The following is a 19765-nucleotide window of genomic DNA, read 5'->3' as shown; positions in this document are numbered from 1 at the left end:
TGGCGCGTTACGGTAATGTCACGTCAGGTAAGGGCAGCGCTGAGAGATCGGCCGCAAGTCGCTCTGGCAGAAGGGAAAAGGTTTGCAACGGAAAAGGCGACAGACCCGATCGACCTGTCGCCTTCCCGTACGCCCCCGGACCTCGAAAGGCCATCAGAATGACGTTTCCTCTCGTAGGGGAGGAATAAAAACAACGCGCTAGACGGAAATGCGTTTCCACCCGGCAAGGCGCTCATCGCGTCGCAGGCACGGTCCGCCCTTCGTGCGAAACGCCCTCTCAGTCTTGCCGGTTCAATTCGATGTCGAGGAAGGTGGCGACGTCTTCGAGCGAGACGTTCTTGTCGAGATAGGTGTGTCCTATGCCCGTCATCAGCAGGAAGGGCAGGGTGCCAGCGTCCATCTTCTTGTCATGCAGCATATGCTTCACCAGCGCGGCGCCATCGCAGGTGACGCCGAGCGCGGCCAGGCTTGCGGGCAAGCCGACGCCGGCGATATGGCTGGCCACATGCTCTGCGCTTGCGCGCGGCATCAGCTCGCGGTGGGCCGAGTAACGGGCGGCCAGCACCATGCCCAGCGCTACAGCCTCGCCGTGGAGGAGGCGGTCGGAGAAGCCGGTCTCCGCTTCCAGGGCATGGCCGAAGGTGTGGCCCAGGTTGAGCAGGGCGCGACGGCCGGTGGTTTCGAACTCGTCCTCGGCGACGATGCGGGCCTTGCTCGCCACCGAGTGCGCGACGGCATATTCGCGCAGCTGGCTGTCTCCGGCGATCATCGCGGCGGCATTGGTATCGCACCAGGCGAAGAAGTCGGCATCGTCGATCAGGCCGTACTTCACGACTTCGGCATAGCCCGCCAGGAAATCGCGAGGCGGCAGCGTGTCGAGCGCGGAAAGGTCAGCCAGCACCAGCGAGGGCTGGTGGAACGCGCCGACGAGATTCTTGCCGGCGGGCGTGTTGATCGCCGTCTTGCCGCCCACGCTTGAGTCGACTTGCGCGAGAAGGGTCGTCGGCACCTGGATGAACTTGCAGCCGCGCTTGAGCACGGAGGCGCAGAAGCCGGTGAGATCGCCGATCACGCCGCCGCCCAGCGCGATGATGTGATCGCCGCGTTCCACTTCCAGCGAGAGCAGCCAGTTCACGGTGGCCGCCAGCTCGTCCCACGATTTCGTGCCCTCGCCCGGGGGCAGGATGCGCCAGTGCGGCTCGTGGCCGTTCTCGCGCAGGCTGGCCTCGACCACTTCGCCCCAGGCCGCATGGACATGGGCATCGGTGATGATCGGCACGCCGCGCTTGCGCAGGAGGCCGCGGCACTGGGGCACCAGTTCGGCGAGCAGGCCCGCGCCAACCCTGACTTCGTAAGGGCGGCCGGCAATATCGACGGGGATTACAGCCATTGCGAAATTCCCTGGAGTACCTTGTTGATCGTCTGGATGTGCGGCCCACTGTGGCTCATGACGTGGATCGGCGCGAGCGCATAGTGCGGTTGCCGATCTTCGCGGAGCCGGGCCAGGATATCCCTGGGGTTGCCACCCTGAAGCAGCGGGCGGTTGTCCTTGCGCGCGGTGCGCTCGACAAGGGTATCCACTTCGCTGTCGAGCCAGATGGTGATCGCCTTGTCGAGGATCAGCTGGCGTGTTTCCGCATTGCAGAAAGCGCCGCCGCCGGTGGCGATGACGCAGCTACCCGCACGGGGCTCCGGTCCGGCGTCGATCAGGCGGGAAATCACCCGCCGTTCGCCATCGCGGAAATAGGCTTCCCCGTAAGTCTCGAAGATCTCCGGGATCGTCATCTGGGCGGAACGCTCGATCTCCTCGTCGGCGTCGACGAAGGGACAATCCAGAAGTGTGGCCAGGCGCTTGCCCACGCTCGACTTGCCGACGCCCATCATCCCGACCAGCACGATGGGGCGGTCGATGCGCCGCGCGAGCGCGGCAATTTCCTGTGCGGAAAACCGGGTTTGTTGAACGTCCATTGCTCCAACGCCTATAGTTGCGCTAGGTCGCAGCGCAAGCATCGGTGAAGGAAGGCGAGTGACGATAACAAAACGCGGGCGCAAGTTCTCAGGCGTGGCTGCTGTTTCCATCGTCGCACCGATGGTCGTTCTGGTGGCGATCCTGATCGCGGTCTGGGCCTGGATGGACGGCGGGCGTTCGCCCGTGAAGGATATCGTCCAGCCGGTCGCGATTCCGGAGGCGCCCAAATGAGCCGGGATATCATGAGTCTGCGTATCAGAAGCTGGCATCTGTTGGCCGGTGCCGCTTTCGGGCTGACGTCCGCCTGGGCCGTGGCGCAGGACGCGCCCGAATCGCTGCTCCCCAAGATGTTCGACGAGCCCGCGCGCCCTGCGGCGACGCCAACGCCCCCCGCGCCCCCCGCCCGTCCCTCTGCGGGTGCCTCCACCTCGGGCAATGCCGCGACGCCGCGATCGGTCTCGACCCCGGTGGTCCAGGCGCTGCCGGTCGAGCCGATCCCGATCTTCGGCCCCGATGCGCTGATCACCACCAACGCCGAGGGCAGGAGCACGCTCACTCGCATGCCGACGCTGGAGGAACTTCAGGGCATGTCGCCCGAAGCCTTCGAGCAATTGCTGACCGACAAGCTCAACCTCGACATGCCGGCCGGTGCGCGCCGGTCGATGGAGCAGGTCGGCCTGGTGGATGAAGCAGAAGGCGGCATGGCGACCGCCTCGCTCTCCGCGCAGAATCCCTATCTGGTGCAGACCGCCATCGCCGCCAATCGCGGCACGATGGTGTCTCGCTGGGGCCATATCCTGTTGCGCCGCGCGCTCGCCTCGCGGCTCCAGGCGCCGGTGGGCATGAGCCCGCAGCAGTTCCTGTCGCTGCGCGTCGGCCTGCTGATCCGCATGGGCGAAACCGATGCGGCGCGCGCGCTGCTCCAGGGGCTGGACATCTCCAACTTCACCCCGGACATCACGCGCGCGGCCTTCGATGTCTACCAGCGCACCGCCGATTTCACCGGCATGTGCCCGGTGCTTTCGATCCAGGGCGCGCAAGGAGAAGGCTCGGAGTGGAGCGCGCAGCAGTCCATTTGCGATGCCTTTCGCGGTAGCGGCGCCGCGGCACTTTCGCGGCTGGAGAAAGCCCGTGTGAGCGGCAAGATGGCGCGCATCGATTCGCTGCTCGCGCAGAAATATGCAGGAGCCGCCGGGCGCTCGCGCAAGGCCGTGACGATCGAGTGGGACGGGGTCGATACGATGACGCCCTGGCGCTATGGGCTGGCGATCGGCGTCGGCCTCGCTCCGCCGGAAAGCGCCATGAACGGTGCCGGCCCGGCCTATGACTATATCACTGCGCTGGCGCCCATGGTCGGGCTGGAACGTCGCGCCGTCGCCGCCGATCGTGCCGCTGCCACCGGCGTGCTGTCCAATGCGGCGATGGTGGACCTTTACGCCCAGGTCTATGCCGATCCCGACGTGACCGGAGACTGGCAGAAACGCGCGGAAAGCTTGCGCGATGCCTATACGCTGGACGCGCCCGCCGCACGGCTTTCCGCCATGCAGAGCCTCTGGAGCGGCGCCAACGGTGGAGAGGCGACTTACGCGCGCCAGGTGCTGACCGCCGCCGCAGCAGCCCGCATCGCGCCGAGCAAGGACATGGCAGGCGATGCCGCCGCGCTGATCGCCTCGATGCTGGCGGCCGGTTACGACACAAATGCGCTGGCCTGGTCGCCGATCGTGGCATCGGGCACCCAGGGCTGGGGCCTGCTCACGCTCGCTGCGCCGGGCCGCATCCGGGCGGTGGATTCCGGCGCCGTCGACACCTATTACGGAGCGGACGAGAGCGCCAACAAGCGCAAGAGTGCGTTCCTCGTAGCCGGCCTGGCGGGACTGGGCCGGATCGATGAAGGCGCCTCTTCGCGCTACTCCGGAGAATGGGGCCTGCAACTCGACAGCACCACGCACTTCACGACCGCGATCGACCGGGCCGCTACGGCTGGAGATGCCGCCAGCGTCGCTTTCCTGGCCGGGCTGGGGATGCAGGGAGGCAGCTGGCAGCGCATGACGCCGCGCTATCTCTATCATATCGTCTCTGCGCTTCGCACGGTGGGTCTGGAGGCAGAGGCGCGGATGATCGCGGCGGAAGCGGTGGCGCGGGCCTGATCCGGCGTGACGGGTAGGGCGAGCCAGGGCCACGCCGAACGATTCCTGGCGATGCTGGCCGCCGAGCGAGGCGCCGCCGCGAACACGCTGGCAGCCTATCGCCGCGACCTGGCCGCCGCCGAGGAAGCACTCGGCGATCTGGCGCTGGCGGACGGCAATTCGCTTGCCGCACTAGGGGACGCCTGGAGCGGGCTCGCCGCCTCCAGTCTGGCCCGGCGCTGTTCGGCGCTGCGCCAGTTCTACGGATTCCTCGTCGACGAGGGCCTGCGTGCGGACGATCCCTCCCCGGCATTGCCCAAGCCGCGCACCCGGCGGCCGCTGCCACGCCTGCTTTCGCATGAGGAAGTCGAGCGCTTCCTGGCAACGGCGGAAGCCGAGGCGGCTGCGGAACGATCCGACGCGGTTCGCCTGCTGGCCCTGCTGGAGCTTCTCTACGGATCGGGCCTGCGCGCGACGGAACTCGTCTCGCTGCCATTGGCGGCGGTCCCGCGCGACGCGCCGTTCCTTCATGTCACCGGCAAGGGCGGACAGCAACGCATGGTGCCGGTGAGCGGCCGGGCGCGGACGGTGCTGTCGCGCTGGCTGGCGGTGCGACGGGGAACTTCGAAGTTCCTGTTTCCGTCCAGCGGCGAGAGCGGCCATCTCACGCGCGTTCGCCTGTTCCAGCTGCTGCGGGCGCTGGCGGTGCGTGCGGAGATCGATCCCACACGCGTCTCGCCGCATGTCCTGCGCCATGCCTTTGCCACGCACCTGCTCGAAGGCGGCGCCGATCTACGCGTCCTGCAGATGTTGCTGGGTCATGCCGATATCGCCACGACCCAGATCTACACCCATGTCGACAGCGCGCGGCTGGTTGCTCTGGTCAACGCCCGTCATCCGCTCGCGCGGGGGTAAGCGGGAACCACGCTTCGCCGCTTCCGTTGCTTGAAGGGTTCATTCTTTGGAGGGGAAATTCATGTCAGCAGTCCAGTCGGCCCGACGAAATCCGGCGATAAAGGCTGCTTTCGCGGCAGGGGCTACCGGCGCGTTTCTGCTGGCCCCGGCGCCGAGTTCCACCGGCGTGGCGGTGGCCGCCGCAGCCTATCCCGCAACGGTCACGTCCATCAGCCGCGCCGACAAGGCCGAAGGGGCCAAGGCGCATCCCGAACTTCTGGCGGAGTTCGGCGGATCGGTGACGGGCCCGCAGGCTAGCTACGTCGAGCAGGTGGGCAAGACCATCGCCATCCAGTCCGGCCTCTCGAACGCGCGGGGCGATTTCACGGTCACCCTGCTGAATTCGCCGGTCAACAACGCCTTCGCCATCCCCGGCGGCTACGTCTACGTTACGCGCCAGCTCACGGCGCTGATGAACAACGAGGCCGAACTGGCAGGCGTGCTCGGCCATGAGGTAGGCCATGTCGCCGCGCGCCATTCGGCCAAGCGGCAGGAGGCCGCCTCGCGCAACCAGTTGCTGGGCGTGCTGGGATCGCTGCTTTCGGGCGTCCTTCTGGGCGATAGTGCGTTCGGGCGGCTCGGCCAGCAACTCGCCTCGCAGGGCTCGCAGATGCTCACGCTGAAATATTCGCGCGGGCAGGAGCTGGAAGCGGATCGTCTGGGCATCAGCTACCTCAAGCGCGCCGGTTACGATCCGCAGGCCATGGCGGGCGTGCTGAACAGTCTGGCGCGCCAGAACGCGCTGGAAGCGCAGTTGCGCGGCACGTCGAATCAGGTTCCGCAATGGGCCTCGACTCACCCCGACCCGGCTTCCCGCGTGCGCGATGCGTTGAAGCAGGCAGGTTCCGGAGCGACCGGGACGACGAACCGCGACGCCTTCCTCACGCGAATCGACGGGCTGATCTATGGCGATGACCCGAAGCAGGGTATCATCGAGGGCAATCGCTTCACCCATCCCGAGCTACGGCTGGCGTTCCAGGCGCCAAACGGATTCTATCTGGTGAACGGCACGCAGGCCGTTTCGATCAACGGCAATTCCGGCAAGGCGCAATTCTCCGGCGGAGCGCTCGGAACCGGGCTCGATGCCTATATCCAGACGGTATTTTCCGGCCTCACCGAATCGGGGCAGGCACGGATCGAGCCGTCCAGCATCGAGCGTACCAGCGTGAACGGCATTACCGCCGCTTACGGGGTGGCGCGGGTCCAGGCCTCCAGCGGGCCGGTCGACGTGGCGGTGTTCGCCTATGATTTCGGAGGGGGCAAGGCCTACCACTTCCTGACCATCACCCAGGTCGGCGGGGCAGGGGCCTTCAACGGCATGTTCAAGAGCATGCGCCGGATCACGGCGGGAGAAGCCGGGCAGGTTCGGCCGCGAAGGCTGGCCGTGGTGACTGTAAAGGCGGGCGACACCTTGCAGTCGCTGGCAGCGAGGATGGCCTACACGGATGCTGCCCTGGAGCGGTTTCTGGTGCTGAACGGCCTAGAGAGCGGCGCAAGGCTGGTGCCGGGGCAGAAGGTGAAGCTGGTTACGTATTGAGGGGGGGGGAGAAGTTCAGTCCTATAAGCAGTCGTTATCCTGAACTTGTTTCAGGATCCATCTCGCGCAACAGACTGCCGCCGATGGTCAGCAATGGATCCTGAAACGAGGTCAGGATGACGTTGTTGGTTGGGGCCGTTCTTAGTTATACCTTGGGCCTGTAATCCATACGAAAAGGGCGGCAAGTTTCCTTGCCGCCCTCAATCGTACTAAGGCTTTTGAAGCGTTAGCCGCCAGCGGGGGGAGTGACGGCGCCATCATCGCTCGAGGCCTCATTACCACCGGCAATCGCGCTCGACGTGGTGGCAAAGGTCGTCTTGAGGTTCGAGCCCAGGCCCTGCATGGCGGCGATCGCGGCGACGGCGATGAGGGCGGCGATCAGGCCGTATTCGATAGCGGTGGCGCCCTGTTCGTTGCGGCGCAGCTTGGCGAGAAACTTCATCTGGTGTCTCCTGAATGAAAGCAAACTTGTGTACCCGGTCCGCCCCGCCCCCCGTTCACCCGGTCAGGCACTCGCTTTGGCGCTTTGGACAGGTTGTGGTCTAGCGGCGAAGTGTTGAAAAAAACCTAATGCCGAAAGTAATTACTGACCGGAAATCGCCTCGGACGATTTTTCGGAAACACTGGACCACAATGCGATCGTCTCCGATGCAAGGCTGTTCAATGCAACAAGTATGGCAAGCACGATCATGGCAAGAATAAGGCCGTACTCTATTGCTGTAGCTCCTTTTGTATTTCTAAGGAGTCGAGCTAGAGTCGTTTGCAATGTCATGATTATTTGCAGTTTCCCCGATCTTGTTGTGAATTAGCGGCTCAACGTTAAAGAGTCCCTAAAGGAGGGCGTTTCCCTGGAAAATTTTCTGACACCGCTGCTCGTCGTCGCCGTGGCGCTGGTGCGTGGGGACGGTCTGGTCCTGATGCAGCAGCGGCCCCGGGCCTCGCAGCATGGAGGGCTCTGGGAGTTTCCCGGCGGCAAGGTGGAGGCAGGCGAGACGCCTGAAGCCGCCGCCGCGCGGGAACTGCACGAGGAATTGGGTGTCGAGATCGCGCCCGGCCATCTGCTGCCGGTGGGCTTCGCCAGCGGACCGGGCAGCATTGTGCCGGAAAAACCGGGCGGCCGGGCCATCGTCATCCTGCTCTATGCGTGCAGGGCCTGGCAGGGCGATCCCACGGCCCATGAAGCGGAAGCGCTGGACTGGTACGCGCCCACGGCGATTTCCGGACTCGCCATGCCGCCGCTCGATTATCCGCTGGCCGACGCCTTATCCACATTCTTGCGCGAAAAGGCGATATAGGCGTTGACGGCAATGCCAACCGCTCCTATTGGCGCCTCTCCAACGCGCCCGTAGCTCAGCTGGATAGAGCATCAGACTACGAATCTGAGGGTCGGACGTTCGAATCGTTCCGGGCGCACCATTCTCCTTTCGGGGAGTTTGGTCTTTGGTTGGAGAATGACATTGCGCCCGTAGCTCAGCTGGATAGAGCATCAGACTACGAATCTGAGGGTCGGACGTTCGAATCGTTCCGGGCGCACCATTCTCTCTCTTGAGGGAATGGCACCCACATAGGGCATTGTGCGCCCGTAGCTCAGCTGGATAGAGCATCAGACTACGAATCTGAGGGTCGGACGTTCGAATCGTTCCGGGCGCACCACTTGCCAATATTGTACGAAAAAGCCCCGCGGAGCCTCGCTCCGGCGGGGTTTTTCGTGCGCGCGTTATCGAGACGAATCGAAAGGGCCGGAAACGCGGTTGCGCTTCCGGCCCCTATTCAGCTCAGCGGGCGATTACTGGCCGCTGGGAGCCTCGCCTGCGGCCGCAGTGGCCGAGGGGGCTGCCTGAGCATCCGCACCCGGCTGGCCGCCGGCGCTGGCCTGAAGCTGCGAGTTGAACGCCGTCGCGGTCATGCCCAGGGTCAGCGACTTGTCGGCACCCAGGCCGAAGTACGACTTCTTGAGCTGCGCGACCGAGCCGTTGCTGAGGTTCACGAACACATCGTCACCCTCGACCTTGCTGACGGCGCCAAGCACGACGCCGTCGCTGCTCTTGATCGGCTTGTCGGCGACGAAGGCCGTTGCCAGTTCGGCGCTGCTCTCGGCCTTGGCGCCGTTCACGGCGGCTTCCAGATCGGCCTTGTTCATGCCGATGGTCAGGCCCTTTTCACGCATGGCGAAGGAAGCGGCCGGAAGGCCGGCGCGTGCCGTGCCGGTGTTGACGGTGACGACACCGCTCTGCACCGCTTCGACAGTGCCCACTTCGGAGCCATCGGGGGCGTATACCTTGGCGCCCACGGTCGGGGCGGCGGCAGCGGCGGATGCGGCCGGAGCGGCGCTCTGGGCCATGACGGCAACCGGGGAAAGGCTCGCGGCGGCAATCGCGGCGGCGATGACGGATTTCTTCATGGCGTACTCCTTCTCGATGCGGGGAACCCTTCAGGGCAGCCCCGGCTCGGAAGCTCCCGACACACAGTCGCGTGTGCAGGAGCGTGAATGGTGGTCCGGAAAAATCACGACCCGGACTATTTGTTCCAACCCGAAGATCGGAAGGCCCTTTCTGCTCGAAACTAACGAGCGGGAGAGATCGGGCCTGACGGTGCATGTTGCACACTTGCAACGGAATGGCGGCTGAATGGTCCCCGATCAACCGGCAGAGTGCTATATTTTTGCGATGAAATGGCGGAAATCCGTCGATCGAAGATTTACTGGGCGGCGGGCCGTGCGATCTGTCGGACAAGTCGGGTCCGGAACAACCTGCAATCACGAGGCTTGATCCCGCGCGACGGGTGATCCAGCAAGGCAGGTGATGATACAGAACTCGGCTAACGGGGGAGGCGAGGGCGAAGGCTCTGCTTCGCCATCTGTCTGGCGATATGCCATGGCAACACGCGCTTACGTCGTGATCGACGCGGCGGATTACTTCGAATTGATGCGCGGGGTGATGGAAGAGGCGCAGCAGCGCATCTTCATGATCGGCTGGGATTTCGATTCGCGAATCCTGCTGTCTTCCGGACGGCGCTGGTGGCAGCGCGGTCGGCATGAGAGATTTCCGGCGCGCCTGGGATCCTTCATCGTCTGGCTGGTCAGGAAGAACCCGAAGCTGGAAATCCGGCTGCTCAAATGGAACGTCTCGCTGGTTAAGTCGCTTTTCCGCGGCACGATGGTCTTCGATCTGATTCGCTGGGCGCGCCGCGAGAGAATCGATTTCAAGTTCGACGGCGCCCATCCGATCGGATGCAGCCACCACCAGAAGATCGTGGTGGTGGACGATGTCTTCGCGGCCTGCGGCGGGATCGACATGACCTCCGACCGCTGGGATACGCCGGACCATCTTCCCGGCGATACCCGTCGCCGGCGGCCGAGCGGAAAGCTCTACGGCCCCTGGCATGACGTGACCATGGTGATGGAAGGGGAAGTGGCGGCGCGACTGGGCGATCTGGGACGCGAACGCTGGAAGGTGGCGGGCGGCGCGGAAATCGCGCCTTGCTCTCCGCAACGGACTTCGCCCTGGCCGGACGAGCTTCGCGCGGAGTTCGAGAATGTCGAGATCGGCATTGCCCGGACCCGCGCGGAATATGGCGACTGTCCGCAAGTCAGCGAGATCGAGGCGCTGTTCGTGGAGCAGATTCGCCGGGCCAAGCGCTTCGTCTATGCCGAAACGCAGTATTTCGCGTCGCGGGCGATTGCGGAAGCGATCTGCGAGCGGCTGCTGGAGGACGATCCGCCGGAATTCCTCATCATTAATCCGCTGACGGCCGATGGCTGGCTGGAGCAGATCGCGATGGATACGGCGCGGGTGGAACTCGTGCGGACCTTGCGCAATGCGGATCCTAACGGTCGTTTCCGAATCTATTATCCGGTGGCTGCGGATGGAACGCCGATCTATGTCCATGCCAAGCTGATGATCGTCGACGACGAGATCCTGCGGGTCGGGTCGGCCAACATGAACAACCGCTCGATGGGGCTCGATTCCGAGTGCGATGTCTTCATCGATGCCGCGCGCCCGGCCAATGCCCATGTCACGCCCGCGATCACGGGACTGCGCCATCGCCTGCTAGCCGAGCACTGCGGGGTGACGGAGGCTGCCATCGCCGAGGCGCTCGATCGCCATGGCTCGATGCTGGCGGCTATCGAAAGCCTTGTGCCTTCGGGCAAACATCTGGAACCCTTGCCCTTGAAACATCTCACCGAAGCTGAAAGAGCGCTTGGTGAAAGTGCTCTGCTCGATCCGGAACGACCCGGTGAGATGTTCGAGCCGATCGAGCGGCGCGGTCTCTTCCGCCGCAAGGGGCAGCTCCTGCGGTTGCGCCTGATGGACAGATTGCGAAGGAGTAAGAAGGGATGAGCAGCCTTGACGGTCCCGACGAGGACAACCCGCTGGGCAAGCCGGCCGTCCCCGACCATGTGCAGCAGGCGATCCGCACGCTGATCGAATGGGCGGGCGACGATCCGTCCCGCGAGGGGCTGCTGGACACGCCTAAGCGCGTCGCGCGTGCCTGGAAGGAATATTGCCAGGGTTACGGCGAAGATCCCGCCGTCCACCTCAGCCGCGTGTTCGAGGAAGTGGGCGGCTATGATGAAGTCGTGCTGCTCAAGGACATTCCCTTCCAGTCGCACTGCGAGCACCACATGGCGCCGATCATCGGCAAGGCGGCGATCGCCTATCTGCCGAAGGACCATGTGGTGGGCATCTCCAAGCTCGCCCGCGTTCTTCACGGCTTCGCGCGTCGCCTCCAGATCCAGGAGCGCCTGACCGCCGAAGTGGCGCAGTGCATCTGGGACCACCTCCAGCCGCAGGGCGTTGCCGTGGTGATCGAAGCCAGCCACGCCTGCATGACCGCGCGCGGCGTCCGCACGCCGGGCGTGAGCATGATCACCAGCCGTATGATGGGAACGTTCCTCGACGATGAGCGCAGCCGCAAGGAAGTGCTCAGCCTGATGGGTTACTGACAGCGGTCCCTCACACGAAGAGAGTGACTGCGATTATCCCCGCCTGTCCGGCGCCGGGGGCTTGAAAAGCGCCTCGCGCCGCGGCGAAGGAAGCCTATGGTGCCGGGCAGCGTGCCGGGCTTCCCAGGGGGATATCTTGAGCGGACCGATCGAAACCGGGGAACTGCCCGCCGTCGAGGACGGACCCGGCCGGCGCAGGCTGGCGCTGGCCGCCATGTTGGTGCCTGCGGCGATGCTGGCGGTGCTCTTGCTGCGCCGCGTGTGGGACGTGGACATCTTCTGGCAGCTCAAGCTGGGCGAGATCATCCTCGCCCACGGTGGCCCGATCTCCCGCGAGCCGTTCGCGGCGCTTCATCTGGGCGAGCCGCTCCCGGCGGTGGGTTGGCTGGCCCAGGCGAGCATGGCCCTGGTGCGGCGGATCGGCGGCTGGGATGCGCTGAGGCTCTACGATGCGCTCTGCTGGCTCGGCGGGTTCTGGGCGGTTGCCGCCGCATGCCGCGTCAGGGGGGCATCGCGCGAAGCCGTGGCGCTGTCGCTGATCCTCGTATTCATGGCGGCCCTGCCGACCGCGAGCATCCGGCCGCAAAGCTACGCGGCGCTCTGCTTCGGCCTGCTGCTCGCCCTGCAACGACTGCGTCTCCGGCCGTTGGCGACCGTCGCATTGGGCTCGCTGCTGCTGCTGCTCTGGCAGAACCTCCATCCTTCGGTCAGCGTCGCGGCTCTGGCGCTGGGGCTTCAGGCGGCAGTGGGCGCTGTCGCATGGCTGCGTGATCGCACTCGGCCATTGCCGCTCGCCCCGGCCGTGCTGACGTTCGTGGCGATCGGCGCGATGTTCGCGACGCCGGATGGTTTCTCGATCCTGTCGATCTCGGCGACCAATGCGGAGATGAGCCTGGCGATCGGCGCCAGCGAATGGCGGCCGCTCTGGATCGAGAGCAACTGGATCAACGCCGTGCCGGTGCTGGTCACGGTCGCCGTGGCGATCGGTCTGCTGCTGCGCGGACGCCGATCGGTGGACCCGTTCGAACTGCTGCTGGCGCTGGCGCTGTTTGCGCTTACCCTGACGGCCTATCGGTTCGTGCTGTTCTGGGCGATCGCCATGGTTCCGGTGATCGCACGCGCAGCCTCATGGAACAGCGAGCCGAGAGATCGGCACATGCCGCGCTGGATTTCCTTTGCGGCCGTCGCTTTCGTGGCGGTGAGCCTGCCGTTGCTGGCGCCCACCCGCTTTGCCCCGAGCCTGCCGCTGGAGGCGCTCGCGCACCTGAAGCGACAGGGTTTGCGCGGCACCATCTATGCCGATTTCCCCTACGGCGGCGCCGTGATCGACATGGGTTGGCCGGCCTGGCGCGTGGCCTACGACGGGCGCTACTACCGCTATGCGCGCGAGGAATGGCGCTACAACGGCGGCATCGAGAACGGCTATGTGCCGCTGGTGGACGTCATCGCCAAGTGGCACCCTGCCGCCTTCGTCATCCAGGAAGAACACAACGCGCCGCTGGCCGGTGAACTGGCGCGCTCTCGCCGTTGGCAGCGGATCTATCGCGGGCCGGACGGCGTGGTCGTCTTCGTTCGCCGCTCGCGATAGGTCGCTACTTCGAAGGCGCGTGGGGCGTCCCGCCGGAGAAAGCGTCGGCGATCGAGCAGGCGGCGGGGCCGAGGATGACCACGAATAGCGTCGGCAGGATGAACAGGATCAGCGGCACGGTCATGATCGCCGGCAGGCGCGCAGCCTTTTCCTCGGCGCGCATCATGCGTTCGTTGCGGAATTCGGCCGAGAGCACGCGCAGTGCCGATGCCAGCGGCGTGCCGTAGCGCTCGGTCTGGATCATCGTGGTGACGACCCCGCGCATGGCATCGAGATTGACGCGATAGGCCAGGTTCTCGAAGGCATGGCGCCGCTCGGTGAGGAACGACAGCTCGATCGAGGTGAGCGAGAATTCCTCTCCCAGTTCGGGGTAGGCGCGGCCGAGTTCGCGGGCGACGCGGTCGAAGGCGGCGTCCACGGTCAGGCCGGCCTCGGCGCAGATCACCAGCAGGTCCAGCGCATCGGGCAGGCCCTTGCGGATCGCGTCGGTGCGCTTGGTGATCATGTTCTTGATGAAGATGTCCGGCCCCTTGTAGCCGGCGATCAGCATCGCCGCGAAGCCGATGAAGCGCTTGAAGCTGCTCCACTGCGGGAAATAGTCGATCCCGTAGATCACCAAGGCCGCCGTGCCGCCCAGCACGATCGGGGCCACCAGCCGCGCGAAGACGACGGCGACGGCCCATTCCTTGTTGCGGATGCCGGCCTGGGCCAGCTTCTGCTCGATGTCGCGCAACTGGCTGTCCTGGAGCATCTTCAGCTTGCCCAGGAAAGCGCCCATCCGGTCGGTGGTTTCATTGCGGCGCACCACGCTCTGGCGCTTGCGCGGTGCGGCAGTGATGCCGGCCTTGAGCGCCTCTCGCCGCTGGTTCAGCGCCTTCACGCGCTTGGCCATGGGATCGCGCACGGTGATGGCGGCATAGATCGCCAGCATCACGGCGAAGGCAGCGACCATCGAGAGCAGGGTACCGACGAAGATGACGTCGAAACCGAGGAGGGTGGGGCCGGATTGGGGCATCTTGCGGTCTGTCCTGCGCTCAGATTTCGAAGCTGACCATCTTGGCCATGATGAAGGCGCCGATGCCCATCCAGACGGCGCCGCCCAGACCCGCCACGGTCAGGCGGTCGTCGGTGAAGAAGGTGCCGATGTAACCGGGGTTGATCCACCAGATCATGCCGAAGACGATGAAGGGAAGGGCGCCGACGATATAGGCGGATGCCTTCGATTCCGAACTCATCGCGCGGATCTTCAGCTTCATCTGTGAACGCTTGCGCAGCACGTCGGACAGGTTCGCCAGGGTTTCGGCCAGGTTGCCGCCGGTTTCCCGCTGGATGGCCAGGGTGATGCAGAAAAAGCTGAATTCCGGGATGTCCAGCCGGTCGGAGGTGTCCTGAAGGGCGTCCTCCATGGTCCGGCCGATCTTGATGCGTTCGGTGATGAGCTTGAATTCCTCGCCAACCGGCCCGGGGACTTCCCTGGCGACGACGCCAAGCGTTTCGGTAACCGGCAGGCCGGACCGCAGGCCGCGTACCAGCAGTTCGATCGCGTCGGGGAACTTGGCGTTGAAGGCGTTGGTCCGCCGCGCGATGAGCTTGTTCAGCACGAAGTGCGGGATTCCGGCGCCGACGAACAGGCCGAACGCAAGCGCCAGTGCCAGCGCCCCGGTCTTCAGCGCCACGAGCAGGGCCACGACCAGGCCGAGCCCGACCGAAGTATAGAGGTATCGATTGGTCGACCAGCTGGCGCCGGACCGGTGCAGGCGCAGGGCCAGCGCATCGATCCGCGAGCCCGATCCGGCCTTCTTGTGCGTCATCGGCCGCCGCGCCGCCACGGCCTTGCGCATCTGCGCTTCCACGCGATCGGTCGTGCTCTGCGAGTGACGGTAGCGCACCGATTTCAGCCGGCGCGTGGATTCCTTGGTGGGGGACGGGCCGGAAAAGGCGGTCCAGACCAGTGCCGTCGCGCTCAGCAGGCCGACTGCCACCAAGAGGAGCTGCATCATGTTCATGGCCGATCGGTGCCCACTTCGCTGCCCCTCAGCGAGGAGCCGTTTCCTTCTTTGCGACGGCCTTGCCCATGAAGGCCTTGAGATCGAGCTTGCCGAGCAGCGAAGGCTTGACGCCCGCCCCGCCGGTTACTGCTTCACTGGTTACGGTTGCCGTGTCGCCGGACTCGTCGAGGATCATCCGCGCAAGGTCGCAGATCGCGGTGCCGGCGCGATTGCCGCGATTGGTGTCCGCGAAGGTCCGTCCCAACTTGGCGGCCAGCGAAGCCGCCTTGAGGTCGTAGGGGATGGTGACTTGCAGGGTGGTCTCGATCGAGGCTTCGAAATCGGCCTTGGTAATCTCTGCCAGGCTTGGCTGGACCTTGTTCGCCACCACGAAGACGCGGGCGTGAGAGGCGTTCGCCTTGAGCCAGGACAGCATGCGGATCGTGTCCCGCGCCGATGCCAGCGTCATTTCCACCACCAGGACCACGGCATTCACATTGGCCAGCAGTTGCGGGAAATTGATCAGCATGTTGCGCGGCATGTCGATCACGGTCATCTCGAACGCCTGACGGAACTCCTCCTCAAGCTGGATGAAGGCCGAGCCGTCGGTCATCAGCGGGGTGCCGATGGCCGCCTCGGCCGAAAGGATCGCCAGGTTGTCGTTCGCGCGGATCATCGCGCGTTCGATGAACAGACCGTCGATGCGGCTCGGGTTCTCGATGGCGTCGGTCAGGCCGCGGCCCGGCTCCAGGTCGAGGCAGAGCGCTCCGGTGCCGAAATGGATGTCGAGGTCGAGCAGGGCAGTCGGCAGCTTGTCGTCGGCGCTGAACAGCCAGGCGAGCGAGGTCGCCAGCGTGGACGCGCCCACCCCGCCGCGCGTGCCGATCACCGCCGTCGAGAAATGCGACCGGGCCGTGCCTGCCTCATGGCCGCGCGGCGCCGAGAACACCGCCTGCGCCTGGGCCAAGGTGTCGCGGACCACGCCGGGCGTCAGCGGCTTGAGCAGATAGTCCTGGATGCCGCTGGCGAGCAGATCTCGATAGAGACGAACGTCGTTGACCTGGCCTACGGCGATGACGACCGTGCCGGGCTCGCAGACTTCGGCCAGGGCGTTGATGTCGTTGAGGGGATCGCCGCTTTCCGACAGATCGACCATGAGGATGTTCGGGCTTGCGGAGATCGACAGCGACTGGACCGCGTTGCGCAGCCCCCCCCGGTTGCACATTTCCGAGGGCCAGCCCATTTCGACCGCGATCGGGCGCAGCACGTCGAGCGAGGCGTCGTCGCACATATAGGCGGCGAACTGGCCGCGACCTTGGCCGCCGCCGGATTTCCAGGGTGCGTTCATGGATCAGTTCGCCTTGCTGGAGGTGGCGGAGACGGAATTGCCGCCGGTCGGCGCGGCCTTGCGATAGGCTTCGATCGCCTTCGACGAACTCATCACCGTTGTCTCTCCGGTATCGCGGGCGCCATGGGCCAGGTCTTCCGGGTTCGCGACCATCGCTGCCAGGTTGGAATTGGTGGCGCAGCCGTAGTTGCCGGAAAGGCCGTTGTTGGGATTGAAGTCGCTGCCGGTCGACCAGTCCGGGCAGCCGGGAACGGAGGCCTTCGAACGCACGACGACGATCCGCGCGATGCCCGCATCGACATAGCCTTCCGTCACCGGAGCGCCTTCGGCCAGCACCAGGCCATGGCGCCCCGCCATCGCATCGACGGCGCCGCGCACGGCCGGATTGCCCGAGGGATCGTCGAGGTAGACCCGGTCGCCATACTTGAGGCCCATGGCCTCGAACCAGCCCGCAAGCCGGGTGGGTTCGCCGCTGCCGAGGCCGGAGCCGTCGGTTCGCACGTCCAGCGTGTAGTTGACCCGTTCGACCACCGGCTGGTGCACGCTGTTCATCGAGCGATTGGAAGGCATGCCGCCGCATCCCGCTAGCAGCAGGCCAAGCGAGAATGCGAGAGAAGTGCCGAGGATGCGGCGCGAGACAGGATTGGACGTCGACATCATCGTTCTCACTTCAGGCTGAAACCGGGGCGGGCGGCAGTATCCGCCGGGCGCCTGGCGCTCTTTCCGCTTGTGGGCGCCGTGTCCGACGCAGCATCCAGTCCGGGCGTTTCACCCGATGCCTTCGTGCCCGCTTCCGGACGTTTCGCGCCGCTGGTGCCGTCGCTCGCCATGTTGCCGAGCAGGCGCTGGAGATCGTTGGGTGCATTGAACCCATCCGTCGGCAGGGCGATCTGCGAGGCGTCCACCGGATTGACCAGGTAGGGCGTCACCACGATCACCAGTTCCGTCTCGCCCCGTCCGTAGCTCGTGGACCGGAACAGCGAGCCCAGGATCGGCAGGTCGCCGGCGCCGGGCAGCTTCTGGATGGTGTTGGTGGAATTATTGCTGAGCAGTCCGGCGATCATGAAGCTCTGGCCCGAGCCGAGTTCCACGGTGGTCTCGGTGCGGCGCACGGTCAGCGCGGGCACTTCGTAGCCGTTGAAGTTGACCGCGCCCTGGCTCGAAAGCTCGGACACTTCGGGGCGCACGCGCATCGAGATCCGGCCGTTGGCAAGCACTGTCGGCGAATAGCTGAGGCTGACGCCGTACTTCTTGTATTCGATCGAGGTAGTGCCCAGCGCCTGGCTGATCGGGATCGGATATTCGCCGCCCGCCAGGAACTCCGCCGTCTCGCCCGACAGCGCGGTGAGGTTCGGCTGGGCGAGGGTGGTGACGAGCCCCACCGTTTCACCGGCGTCGAGCGAACCCAGGATGTTCACGCCAAGCAGCTTGCCGGCCGCGGCCAGCGTGCTGCCGGTGGAATTGGTGGCGACACTGCTGCCGGCAACCTTGGTGCCATCGGGCAGGGTGACTTCGACCGGTCCGCCCACGCCAAGAGGCAGGCCGGGAACGTGACGACTGATCGCGCCTTGGCCGATGCCGAATTTGAAGCCGCTCGTGGCATCGATCGTCGACATGTTGACCGCAAGCGACTTGACCAGCGAGCGGCTGACTTCGGCAATGCGGACCTGCAGGTTGACCTGGAGCGGCGTGGCCATGCGCAGGCGGCTGATGACGTTCGCGTCCTTGCCGGCATAGGCCTGGACCAGACGCTCCGCCTCGGCCGCGTCATCGGGCGTCTTCACGGTGCCCGTCAGCAGGAAGGTGCTGGAGCCCATCGTCGAAACGCCGATCCTGGCCTCCGGCATGGCAAGACGCAGCATCGCGTCTACGCTGTCCAGATTGGAGCCGACGCGGACGGTCGCAGACCAGATCACCGCGCCCGCCGCATTGCTGGCATAGACCGTGGTCGTGCCGCCGGCCTTGCCGAAGACGTAGAGCTGCCTTGCGGTCTTGACCTGGACGTCGGCCACGGCGTCGTTGGCGACGAAGACGTCGGCCATGGCGCCCGGCACGTTCACCAGCTGGCCGTTGCCGATCGAAAGCGTCATGTCCTGCGCGGGCGCGATCACCGACTGCGCTTCGGCGGGTGCGGAGACGATGGCGATTGCGCAGGCCGCCACCAGTGCCGAGGAGGCACAGGCACGCAGCATGGATTTCAGAAGGCGCGTCTGCATCGTGGGAACTTTCGACGAAGGGATGCGAACGATTGCGGGCATGATGGTGGCCTCGGACATCAATTCTTGCCCACCGGTTCTTCGGTGGTCTCTTTGCCGCGCGTCACCCGCACGACCGGCCCGGTGCGAACCGGCGCGGCGGAAGGCGCTTGCGGCCCGGCGGCAACGGGCACGGTGCGGGCGGAGACTTCGGCGCCCGTCGCCGGACGGCTCGATCGCTGGAAGCGCGAGACATCCCCGCCGGTCATGTAAGTGGAAGCGCCTTCGATGGGGCGGTTCATCGCGTTGCGCATGAGCTGCTCTTCCTGCTCGCGCGTCGCGCCCTCGGGCACTTTGACGTCACCGCTGGCAAGGATGCGCTCGAACTCGACCTGGCTGTCGGCAATGGCGCGCAGTGAAAGGCTGAGCGTGCCGATTTCCTGCGCCACGGCGACCTTCTCGGCAATGCGCGGCGTGACTTCGAGCGTGACCGTGCTGAAGGCATGGACCACGGTCTTGCCGTCCACCACTTCGTTGTCGGTAGCCTGATCGGTGGCGAGCACGCGCAAGTTGCGCAGGATCGTTTCCGAGGCGCGCAGGGACTGGCCGCCGTCGTTGCCGGCGACCTGCTGGGTGAGCACGAGATCGACGTGGTCGCCCGGAAACACGAAGCCGCCCACGCCGGTCCTGGCGGAAACCGGGATGGTTACGGCGCGCATGCCGGGACCGAGCGCGGCGGCGAGGAAGCCACGGTCGCCCGGCGCCACCAGCGCGCCCTGCGTGACGGGCTGGCCTGCCGTGATCTGAAAGCGGACGACGGTGCCGAGCAGCTTCTGCATGTCGGCCTTTCCGTCGATGTAATAGGCGTCCTTCACCAGTTCGCTGGGCCAGTCCTGGTAGGACACGGCATCGGCGGTGATGATCGTGCCGACCGGCAAGGCGCGCTGGGCGACGAGAACCTTGGGGCCGGTCGGCTGCGCGGTCGCCACGGCCTGAGCCTGGGGCGCGGCCGAACCGGCGAACATCGAGCGGGCAGCCATCGCCGTCACCACTGCTATCAGCAGCGCGGCAACCAGCAGCACCAGCTTCTTCCTATCCATGTCTAAGCGACCCCC

Annotated in this window: 19 protein-coding genes and 3 tRNA genes; 11 read left to right on the top strand and 11 right to left on the bottom strand. The window is 65.6% G+C overall.

Annotated features, from left to right (window positions below):
* Positions 1–277: 277 nt before the first annotated feature.
* Both aroB and ACI3K3_RS13360 read right to left on the bottom strand, forming a co-directional pair.
* Complete coding sequence (gene aroB / locus ACI3K3_RS13365; RefSeq protein ID WP_404914419.1) at positions 278–1390, bottom strand: 3-dehydroquinate synthase; 1113 nt, start codon at positions 1388–1390, stop codon at positions 278–280.
* A complete protein-coding gene (locus ACI3K3_RS13360) occupies positions 1381–1968 on the bottom strand; it encodes a shikimate kinase (RefSeq protein ID WP_404914417.1) in 588 nt (195 codons plus the stop codon). Before ACI3K3_RS13360 ends, aroB begins: the two co-directional genes overlap by 10 nt.
* 58 nt (positions 1969–2026) lie before the next feature.
* On the opposite strand from ACI3K3_RS13360, the gene ACI3K3_RS13355 reads away from it, so the two are divergent.
* The 4 genes from ACI3K3_RS13355 to ACI3K3_RS13340 all read left to right on the top strand — a co-directional run bounded on the left by ACI3K3_RS13355 (position 2027) and on the right by ACI3K3_RS13340 (position 6586).
* Positions 2027–2200: a hypothetical protein gene (locus ACI3K3_RS13355; protein WP_404914415.1), complete on the top strand. Its 174-nt coding sequence runs from the start codon at positions 2027–2029 to the stop codon at positions 2198–2200.
* An 11-nt stretch (positions 2201–2211) separates the two neighbouring features.
* Positions 2212–4116 (top strand): hypothetical protein, encoded by a 1905-nt coding sequence (locus ACI3K3_RS13350; protein ID WP_404914413.1) that lies wholly within the window; start codon positions 2212–2214, stop codon positions 4114–4116.
* 6 nt (positions 4117–4122) lie between these two features.
* A complete protein-coding gene (locus ACI3K3_RS13345) occupies positions 4123–5010 on the top strand; it encodes a tyrosine recombinase (RefSeq protein ID WP_404914411.1) in 888 nt (295 codons plus the stop codon).
* Between the two features lie 61 nt (positions 5011–5071).
* The gene (locus ACI3K3_RS13340) at positions 5072–6586 is read left to right on the top strand and encodes a M48 family metalloprotease (RefSeq protein ID WP_404914409.1); all 1515 of its coding nucleotides are present in this window, start codon (positions 5072–5074) and stop codon (positions 6584–6586) included.
* Positions 6587–6812: 226 nt separating this feature from the next.
* Here ACI3K3_RS13340 and ACI3K3_RS13335 read toward each other — a convergent pair whose 3' ends face one another.
* Together ACI3K3_RS13335 and ACI3K3_RS13330 are read right to left on the bottom strand one after the other, a co-directional pair.
* The gene (locus ACI3K3_RS13335; RefSeq protein ID WP_404914407.1) at positions 6813–7028 is read right to left on the bottom strand and encodes a Flp family type IVb pilin; all 216 of its coding nucleotides are present in this window, start codon (positions 7026–7028) and stop codon (positions 6813–6815) included.
* Positions 7029–7169: 141 nt separating this feature from the next.
* A complete protein-coding gene (locus ACI3K3_RS13330) occupies positions 7170–7358 on the bottom strand; it encodes a Flp family type IVb pilin (protein WP_404914405.1) in 189 nt (62 codons plus the stop codon).
* Positions 7359–7479: 121 nt separating this feature from the next.
* Here ACI3K3_RS13330 and ACI3K3_RS13325 point away from each other — a divergent pair, with 121 nt between their 5' ends.
* From ACI3K3_RS13325 to ACI3K3_RS13310, 4 genes are all read left to right on the top strand, one after another.
* On the top strand, positions 7480–7881 hold the full coding sequence (locus ACI3K3_RS13325; RefSeq protein WP_404914403.1) for a (deoxy)nucleoside triphosphate pyrophosphohydrolase: 402 nt from the start codon (positions 7480–7482) through the stop codon (positions 7879–7881).
* A gap of 44 nt (positions 7882–7925) precedes the next feature.
* A tRNA-Arg gene (locus tag ACI3K3_RS13320) sits at positions 7926–8002 on the top strand.
* A gap of 43 nt (positions 8003–8045) precedes the next feature.
* Positions 8046–8122, top strand: a tRNA-Arg gene (locus ACI3K3_RS13315).
* A 40-nt stretch (positions 8123–8162) separates the two neighbouring features.
* A tRNA-Arg gene (locus tag ACI3K3_RS13310) sits at positions 8163–8239 on the top strand.
* Between the two features lie 133 nt (positions 8240–8372).
* Here ACI3K3_RS13310 and ACI3K3_RS13305 read toward each other — a convergent pair.
* Positions 8373–8987, bottom strand: coding sequence for a hypothetical protein (locus ACI3K3_RS13305; protein WP_404914401.1), 615 nt, complete (start codon positions 8985–8987; stop codon positions 8373–8375).
* 472 nt (positions 8988–9459) lie between these two features.
* Here ACI3K3_RS13305 and ACI3K3_RS13300 point away from each other — a divergent pair, with 472 nt between their 5' ends.
* The 3 genes from ACI3K3_RS13300 (at position 9460) to ACI3K3_RS13290 (ending at position 13119) form a co-directional block, all read left to right on the top strand.
* The gene (locus ACI3K3_RS13300; RefSeq protein WP_404914399.1) at positions 9460–10926 is read left to right on the top strand and encodes a phospholipase D-like domain-containing protein; all 1467 of its coding nucleotides are present in this window, start codon (positions 9460–9462) and stop codon (positions 10924–10926) included.
* Complete coding sequence (gene folE, locus ACI3K3_RS13295) at positions 10923–11531, top strand: GTP cyclohydrolase I FolE (protein ID WP_313438990.1); 609 nt, start codon at positions 10923–10925, stop codon at positions 11529–11531. Before ACI3K3_RS13300 ends, folE begins: the two co-directional genes overlap by 4 nt.
* A gap of 136 nt (positions 11532–11667) precedes the next feature.
* Positions 11668–13119, top strand: a complete 1452-nt coding sequence (locus tag ACI3K3_RS13290) for a hypothetical protein (protein ID WP_404914397.1) — start codon at positions 11668–11670, stop codon at positions 13117–13119.
* Between the two features lie 4 nt (positions 13120–13123).
* On the opposite strand, the gene ACI3K3_RS13285 is transcribed toward ACI3K3_RS13290, so the two are convergent.
* From ACI3K3_RS13285 to cpaB, 6 genes are read right to left on the bottom strand one after another with little or no spacing between them, the layout of a single operon-like run.
* Complete coding sequence (locus ACI3K3_RS13285; RefSeq protein WP_404914395.1) at positions 13124–14134, bottom strand: type II secretion system F family protein; 1011 nt, start codon at positions 14132–14134, stop codon at positions 13124–13126.
* Positions 14135–14153: 19 nt separating this feature from the next.
* Complete coding sequence (locus ACI3K3_RS13280) at positions 14154–15125, bottom strand: type II secretion system F family protein (RefSeq protein WP_404914393.1); 972 nt, start codon at positions 15123–15125, stop codon at positions 14154–14156.
* Between the two features lie 28 nt (positions 15126–15153).
* Complete coding sequence (locus ACI3K3_RS13275) at positions 15154–16455, bottom strand: pilus assembly protein CpaE (RefSeq protein WP_404914391.1); 1302 nt, start codon at positions 16453–16455, stop codon at positions 15154–15156.
* Between the two features lie 3 nt (positions 16456–16458).
* Entirely contained in the window at positions 16459–17112 is a 654-nt protein-coding gene (locus ACI3K3_RS13270) for a CpaD family pilus assembly protein (protein ID WP_404914389.1), read from the bottom strand.
* Positions 17113–17120: 8 nt separating this feature from the next.
* Positions 17121–18713, bottom strand: a complete 1593-nt coding sequence (locus ACI3K3_RS13265; protein WP_404914387.1) for a type II and III secretion system protein family protein — start codon at positions 18711–18713, stop codon at positions 17121–17123.
* A 17-nt stretch (positions 18714–18730) separates the two neighbouring features.
* Positions 18731–19750, bottom strand: a complete 1020-nt coding sequence (gene cpaB / locus ACI3K3_RS13260) for a Flp pilus assembly protein CpaB (RefSeq protein WP_404914385.1) — start codon at positions 19748–19750, stop codon at positions 18731–18733.
* Positions 19751–19765: the final 15 nt, after the last annotated feature.

It is taken from the genome of Novosphingobium sp. ZW T3_23, assembly GCF_044987305.1.
GTDB lineage: Bacteria > Pseudomonadota > Alphaproteobacteria > Sphingomonadales > Sphingomonadaceae > Novosphingobium.
Note: the sequence above shows the minus strand (reverse complement) of the source record. Positions and strands in the feature narration are given on the sequence as shown.

Coding starts and splice junctions, on each gene's coding strand:
- ACI3K3_RS13275 (WP_404914391.1), bottom strand. CDS start 16,455: ATGAACGCACCCTGGAAATCCGGCGGCGGCCAAGGTCGCGGCCAGTTC.
- ACI3K3_RS13305 (WP_404914401.1), bottom strand. CDS start 8,987: ATGAAGAAATCCGTCATCGCCGCCGCGATTGCCGCCGCGAGCCTTTCC.
- ACI3K3_RS13270 (WP_404914389.1), bottom strand. CDS start 17,112: ATGTCGACGTCCAATCCTGTCTCGCGCCGCATCCTCGGCACTTCTCTC.
- ACI3K3_RS13335 (WP_404914407.1), bottom strand. CDS start 7,028: ATGAAGTTTCTCGCCAAGCTGCGCCGCAACGAACAGGGCGCCACCGCT.
- ACI3K3_RS13340 (WP_404914409.1), top strand. CDS start 5,072: ATGTCAGCAGTCCAGTCGGCCCGACGAAATCCGGCGATAAAGGCTGCT.
- ACI3K3_RS13330 (WP_404914405.1), bottom strand. CDS start 7,358: ATGACATTGCAAACGACTCTAGCTCGACTCCTTAGAAATACAAAAGGA.
- ACI3K3_RS13265 (WP_404914387.1), bottom strand. CDS start 18,713: ATGCCCGCAATCGTTCGCATCCCTTCGTCGAAAGTTCCCACGATGCAG.
- ACI3K3_RS13360 (WP_404914417.1), bottom strand. CDS start 1,968: ATGGACGTTCAACAAACCCGGTTTTCCGCACAGGAAATTGCCGCGCTC.
- aroB (WP_404914419.1), bottom strand. CDS start 1,390: ATGGCTGTAATCCCCGTCGATATTGCCGGCCGCCCTTACGAAGTCAGG.
- ACI3K3_RS13285 (WP_404914395.1), bottom strand. CDS start 14,134: ATGCCCCAATCCGGCCCCACCCTCCTCGGTTTCGACGTCATCTTCGTC.
- folE (WP_313438990.1), top strand. CDS start 10,923: ATGAGCAGCCTTGACGGTCCCGACGAGGACAACCCGCTGGGCAAGCCG.
- ACI3K3_RS13280 (WP_404914393.1), bottom strand. CDS start 15,125: ATGAACATGATGCAGCTCCTCTTGGTGGCAGTCGGCCTGCTGAGCGCG.
- ACI3K3_RS13300 (WP_404914399.1), top strand. CDS start 9,460: ATGGCAACACGCGCTTACGTCGTGATCGACGCGGCGGATTACTTCGAA.
- ACI3K3_RS13350 (WP_404914413.1), top strand. CDS start 2,212: ATGAGTCTGCGTATCAGAAGCTGGCATCTGTTGGCCGGTGCCGCTTTC.
- cpaB (WP_404914385.1), bottom strand. CDS start 19,750: ATGGATAGGAAGAAGCTGGTGCTGCTGGTTGCCGCGCTGCTGATAGCA.